Origin of the sequence: Mesorhizobium sp. M7A.F.Ca.MR.148.00.0.0 (assembly GCF_003997735.1) — a bacterium.
Classification (GTDB): domain Bacteria; phylum Pseudomonadota; class Alphaproteobacteria; order Rhizobiales; family Rhizobiaceae; genus Mesorhizobium.
Genome location: NZ_RZTB01000137.1, coordinates 1 through 5286 on the forward strand (window position 1 = coordinate 1; position 5286 = coordinate 5286).

The 5286-nt window shown below is 62.1% G+C and carries 8 protein-coding genes and 1 pseudogene; 4 read left to right on the forward strand and 5 right to left on the reverse strand.

Features of this window, described 5'->3' with window-relative positions; genetic code table 11:
• Positions 1-194 (reverse strand): annotated as a pseudogene (locus EOB49_RS29510) (ABC transporter); the annotation flags it as partial.
• Between the two features lie 206 nt (positions 195-400).
• Between EOB49_RS29510 and rpmE the strand changes: the two are divergent.
• Positions 401-622 (forward strand): 50S ribosomal protein L31, encoded by a 222-nt coding sequence (gene rpmE, locus EOB49_RS29515; RefSeq protein ID WP_023811830.1) that lies wholly within the window; start codon positions 401-403, stop codon positions 620-622.
• A gap of 129 nt (positions 623-751) precedes the next feature.
• On the opposite strand, the gene EOB49_RS29520 is transcribed toward rpmE, so the two are convergent.
• Positions 752-1393, reverse strand: a complete 642-nt coding sequence (locus EOB49_RS29520; protein ID WP_127383046.1) for a TetR/AcrR family transcriptional regulator — start codon at positions 1391-1393, stop codon at positions 752-754.
• A gap of 104 nt (positions 1394-1497) precedes the next feature.
• On the opposite strand from EOB49_RS29520, the gene EOB49_RS29525 reads away from it, so the two are divergent.
• A complete protein-coding gene (locus tag EOB49_RS29525) occupies positions 1498-2331 on the forward strand; it encodes an NAD(P)H-binding protein (protein ID WP_127383047.1) in 834 nt (277 codons plus the stop codon).
• 189 nt (positions 2332-2520) lie between these two features.
• The gene (locus EOB49_RS29530) at positions 2521-3000 is read left to right on the forward strand and encodes an anthrone oxygenase family protein (protein ID WP_127383048.1); all 480 of its coding nucleotides are present in this window, start codon (positions 2521-2523) and stop codon (positions 2998-3000) included.
• Positions 3001-3175: 175 nt separating this feature from the next.
• Here the strand turns inward: EOB49_RS29530 and EOB49_RS29540 are convergent, their stop codons facing one another.
• From EOB49_RS29540 to EOB49_RS29550, 3 genes are all read right to left on the reverse strand, one after another.
• The gene (locus tag EOB49_RS29540) at positions 3176-3514 is read right to left on the reverse strand and encodes a SelT/SelW/SelH family protein (RefSeq protein WP_127327616.1); all 339 of its coding nucleotides are present in this window, start codon (positions 3512-3514) and stop codon (positions 3176-3178) included.
• Entirely contained in the window at positions 3511-4260 is a 750-nt protein-coding gene (locus EOB49_RS29545) for a YebC/PmpR family DNA-binding transcriptional regulator (RefSeq protein WP_023811824.1), read from the reverse strand. The genes EOB49_RS29540 and EOB49_RS29545 overlap by 4 nt, the downstream gene beginning before the upstream one ends.
• A gap of 212 nt (positions 4261-4472) precedes the next feature.
• Positions 4473-4796 (reverse strand): helix-turn-helix domain-containing protein, encoded by a 324-nt coding sequence (locus EOB49_RS29550; protein ID WP_127319142.1) that lies wholly within the window; start codon positions 4794-4796, stop codon positions 4473-4475.
• A gap of 52 nt (positions 4797-4848) precedes the next feature.
• Here EOB49_RS29550 and EOB49_RS29555 point away from each other — a divergent pair.
• The coding region (locus EOB49_RS29555) for an SRPBCC domain-containing protein (RefSeq protein WP_127383051.1) at positions 4849-5286 on the forward strand (438 nt) is incomplete at its 3' end.

Consider the following 5286-nt stretch of genomic DNA (forward strand, 5'->3'; position numbering starts at 1 on the left):
GTGCTGGACGACGAGAAACCATGATCGATCATGCGCCGCACCGCCAGCGGCAGCGCCAGCGTGGTTGCCGCGGCGATGACCAGCGAGATGATGGCGCCGACGACCAGTGTGCGATAGTGCGTGATGTAGGGGAACAGGCGCCGGAGCGGCTTGAGCGAACGCCGGCGCTCGTCTGCGCTGGTGATTTGCGCCATCCCGATGTTTCCTCCAGCCGCCCTTGGGGTCTGCGCCTCAATATGCGCTTGCCGCGGCCTTGTGATTCAATTCCGGCTGATGTATAGGCTCGCCGACCGTTTTAGAAGCCGTGGCTCCTCAATAGCTGCGGCTTCGAGTTTTAAAAAGGGGCGCATCGACGCAGGCTTATGCCCGTCAGCCGCGCCGGCAAGCCAGGAACCGAGCCATGAAGAGCGCTATTCATCCCGACTACCACACCATCAAGGTCGTCATGACCGACGGCACCGAATACACGACCCGTTCGACCTGGGGCAAGGAAGGCGATACGATGAACCTCGATATCGACCCGACCACCCACCCGGCCTGGACCGGCGGCCAGCAGACCCTGCTTGACCGCGGCGGCCGCCTGTCGAAGTTCAAGAAGCGTTTCGAAGGTTTCGGCATCTAAGTGCATGTCGCCCAAAAGTGCGAAGCGGTTTTGGGATAACGACTTGCATCAAGTAAGATCTTGAACCAAACGAGCTTTTTACAGATCAAAAACCCGCCCTTGTGGCGGGTTTTTTGTTGCGGCGCGTTGCTACTCGGCCAGCAATTCCCTGAGCGCCATGCGCTTGTAGGCGGCGACCAGCCTGTCGCCCTCCTGGCGCTTGACGGAAATCGCCAGCCGCATGGCGGCCTCGCCCATCTGCCAGATGAGGAACGCCGTCGTTTCCAACGCCGCCGGATCGGCTGCCGGCCGCAGCCGTTTCAGCACCGCGGTTAGAAACTCGGCATTGGCCCGGCTGTCGGCGAGTTCGAGCTGGCGCAGCGCCTTGTCGGCTTGCGTGCCCGACCAGATGTCGCGCATCACCGGTTCGGCCAGGAACAGCCGGTAATAGATGTCGACCAACTCTGAAAACGCGGACTGCAGGCCTTCGGCGTCCCTGACACCAGCCAGTGCTGCCGAAATGCAGGACTGGCTTTCGGCGGTGTAGCGCTCGGCCAGTGCCCAGATGATCGCCCGCTTGTCCGGAAAGAACTGGTAGAGCGACCCGATCGACACCCCGGCCCGTTCCGCCACCTCTCCCATGCGCATGGCGTCGCTGCCTTGCTCGGCGATCAGCGCTGAGGCGGCCGCCAGCATGCGCTCGACCCGCTCGCGGCTGCGCTGCTGGCTGGGCGCCCGGCGCGGCGAAGCAATCTGCTCCCGCGGGGAAACCGGCGCGGCCGTGTCTTCCATGACTGACTCCAATGCCAGCAAAATCGCTTGACTCGCAAAATACGAGGGTTTATCACATTTTGCAAATGTGAGGACTATTCATATTTTAAACAGAGGAAACGGTTATGACTGACCCGACAACCAAACCAATTCTGATCCTCGGCGGCACCGGCAAGACCGGCCGCCGTCTCGCCGAGCGGCTGACGGCGCACGACCTGCCGGTGCGGATCGGCTCGCGCTCCGGTACACGGCGCTTCGACTGGGAAGTCCCAGCGACCTGGGGACCGGCAATGCAAGGCGTCAGCGCCGTCTACATCAGCTACTATCCCGACATCGCCGTGCCGGGCGCCGCTGAAACCGTCGACGCCTTCGCCAGGCTCGCGGTGCAAAACGGTGTCACCCGACTGGTGCTGCTGTCGGGGCGCGGCGAAACGGAAGCCCAGCGCGCCGAAGAGATGCTGAAGGCCTCGGGCGCCGACTGGACCATCCTGCGCTGCGCTTGGTTCTCGCAGAACTTCAGCGAAGGCTTCTTCACCGGGTCCCTGGCTGAAGGCGAAGTGGCGTTGCCGATCGGCAATGTCGGCGAGCCCTTTGTCGATGCCGACGACATCGCCGACGCCGCCTTTGCCGTGCTGACGGAGCCAGGCCATGTCGGCCAGCTCTATGAGTTGACCGGGCCGCGGCTGCTGAGCTTCGCAGACGCGGTCGCCGAGATTGCCAAGGCGGCCGGACGCGACATCCGCTTTGTCAGGATCTCGCATGACGAATTCACTGCCGCAGTAGCCGCGCATGAGCTGCCGCCCGAATTCGGCTGGCTGCTCAATGAGCTGTTCACCCAGGTGCTCGACGGCCGCAACGAGTCGCTCACCGACGGCGTCCAGCGCGTGCTTGGTCGCCAGCCAAGAGACTTCTCCGCCTACGCAACGCAAACCGCCGCAACCGGCATCTGGAGCAACTGACATGATCGCGAAGCTTCTCCCCACCCTCATCTTCATCGCCGCAATCGGCTCAGGCGTCGTCGGCGGCGTCTTCAAATGCATCAAAATCGCTTGACTCACAAAATACGAGGGTTTATCACGTTTTGCAAACATGAGGATTACTCACGTTTGGATGCGAAGGAAACACAACGGGCATATGGAGCAACTCACATGATCGCGAAACTTCTTCCCACTCTCATCTTCATCGCCGCACTCGGCTCTGGCGTCGTCGGCGGCGTCTTCTTTGCTTTCTCCAGCTTCGTCATGCCGGGCCTCGCCCGCCTGCCAGCCGCAAGCGGCATTGCCGCGATGAATTCCATCAACGTCACAGCGGTGACGCCGCTGTTCATGACGGCGCTGTTCGGCACGGCGCTCGTCTGCATTGTTGTCGCCATCGGTGCGGCGATCGGCTGGAGCCAGCCGGGCTCGCTCTGGCTGATTGCCGGCAGCCTGCTCTATCTCATCGGCATCGTGGTGGTGACGATGATCTTCAACGTGCCGCTCAACGATGCCCTGGCCGCCATCGATCCGGCAAGCGGCAACGGTGCAAGCCTATGGTCGCGCTACCTCAATGAATGGGTGATGTGGAACCATGTCCGCACCATCAGCGGCATAGCCGCGCTGGCATCCTTCTGGTTCGCCACGCGTTGACGACGATGGATGGAGCGACCGATGAAGGATCAATACGCAAATATGGCCTTCGGCATGGCCATCGGAGTTGATCGGCACCGCTCTGGATGATCTGCCGATGGGCGTTGCCGTGGGTATTGCGATTGGCGCCGCTGTCGGTGCGTGGCGACGCAAGTGACGGCAGCGCTGGCGACCCCTATGCCTTTGTCTTCCGATCGGAATGGCCGAGGTCGCGGTCCGGATCAATGACATCGCGGACCAGTTGCTTCAGTTTGGCCGCGTCCGGAAAGCCGCCGTCGCGCTTGCGGTCCCAGACCAGCACATCATTGCAGGAAATGGTGAAGATGCCGCCGGTGCCCGGCACCAGCGTCACCTCGCCCAGATCGGTGCCGAAGGTCGACAGCAGCTCCTGCGCCATCCAGCCGGCGCGCAGCAGCCACTGACACTGCGTGCAATAGGTGATGCGGACGACCGGCAACGGCTTTTCGCTCGTGGCGGGTATAGCTCCGCTCATTTCGGACTGAGCTTCGCTCATGCCGCGCTGAGCTTGGCCATGGTCTCGTCGTCGACTTCGAAGTTGGCGTAGACGCTCTGGACGTCGTCGTCATCCTCGAGCGTGGCGACCAGCTTCATCAGCGACTGTGCCCGCTCCTCATCGACCGGAACGTTGTTTTGCGGCCGCCAGATCGGCTTGACCGATTCAGCCTCGCCGAGCGCGCCTTCCAGCGCCTTCGACACTTCGCCCATGTTCTCAAAGCCGCAATAGATGGTGTGGCCTTCCTCGTCGGATTCGACATCGTCGGCGCCGGCTTCGATCGCCGCATCCATGATCTTGTCGGCGCTGCCGGCCGATGCCGGATAGTAGATCTCGCCGGCACGGTCCCACATGAACGACACCGAACCCGTTTCGCCCATCGCGCCGCCGGCCTTGGTGAAGGCAGCACGCACATTGGATGCCGAACGGTTGCGGTTGTCGGTCAGCGCCTCGACAATGACGGCGACGCCGCCCGGGCCATAGCCCTCATAGCGCACGGCTTCGTAGTTCTCGGCATCGCCCATCGAGGCCTTGTTGACGGCGCGCTGGATGTTGTCCTTCGGCATCGACACCGCCTTGGCGTTCTGGATCGCCAGGCGCAAGCGCGGGTTCATCGATGGATCGGGCGTCCCGCTCTTGGCGGCGACGGTGATTTCGCGCGCCAGCTTGGAAAACATTTTCGACCGCACCGCATCCTGGCGGCCCTTGCGGTGCATGATGTTCTTGAACTGTGAATGGCCAGCCATGGCACCCCTGTCGTCTTCTCGGCTAGAGCATCCCGAAGCGAAGTGATCTGACCTCGTTTCCGCAATGCCCGAATTCAAAATTTCAGAGCGTCCCAGGTGCACCTCGTGGAAGCACGGCGTTCTCTGTCGGAATGGCCGGCTTATAGATAAATCGGCTCAATTCGTCCAGCCGCACCGCGCATGCGGCGTAAGACATGACCTGCTGCGGCCGCTCATGCCTCGAGGTCCGACTTCAGCCGGTCGATGATGCTGAGGGCATGCCCGGCATACTGGCTGATCCAGCGGTCGTGGATCTGCTTGATCGGCAGCGCGTTGAGATGGTTCCAGCGCTCGCGGCCGTCGCGCCGCGCAACGATCAGATCGGCCTCCTCCAATACCTTGAGATGCAGCATCACGGTGCAGCGATCGATGTCGGGAAAGGCCTCGCACAGCATGCCGGTCGTCTTCGGCGTGTCCTTCAGCTGATCCAGCATTTCACGCCGGCGCGGATGCGCCAGCGCCTTGAAAACATTGTCGTCTTGCGATCGGCTTGACATGTTATGTTTTTATAACATATCGTTGGACCGATCAAGGGAAGGAGTTGTGGATATGTCACTTGGATTCAGTGTTTCCGGGCGCATCGGCAAGCCGGTCGCCGAGGTCTTCGACGCGGTCGTCAATCCGAAGAAACTGAGCGGCTATTTCACCACGATCGGCGGCGCCAGCGCCCCGCTGGAAGCTGGCGCCGGCGTCGTCTGGTGGGGCAAGGTGCCGGTCGAGGTCGACGAAGTGGTCAAGGACAGCCGTATCGTGCTGCGCTGGGATGCCACCGACGCCGACGGCAAGCCGGCCTACAAGACCCGCATCGAGATGAATTTCGAGCCGCTCGACGATGGCGGCACCTTCGTCACCATCGCCGAGAGCGGTTGGCAGGAAGGCGCGGTCGGCCTGAAGAAGTCCTACCTCAATTGCGAGGGCTGGTCGCAGATGCTGGCCTGCATGAAGGCCTATGTCGAATACGGCATCAATTTGCGCGACGGCTACTAT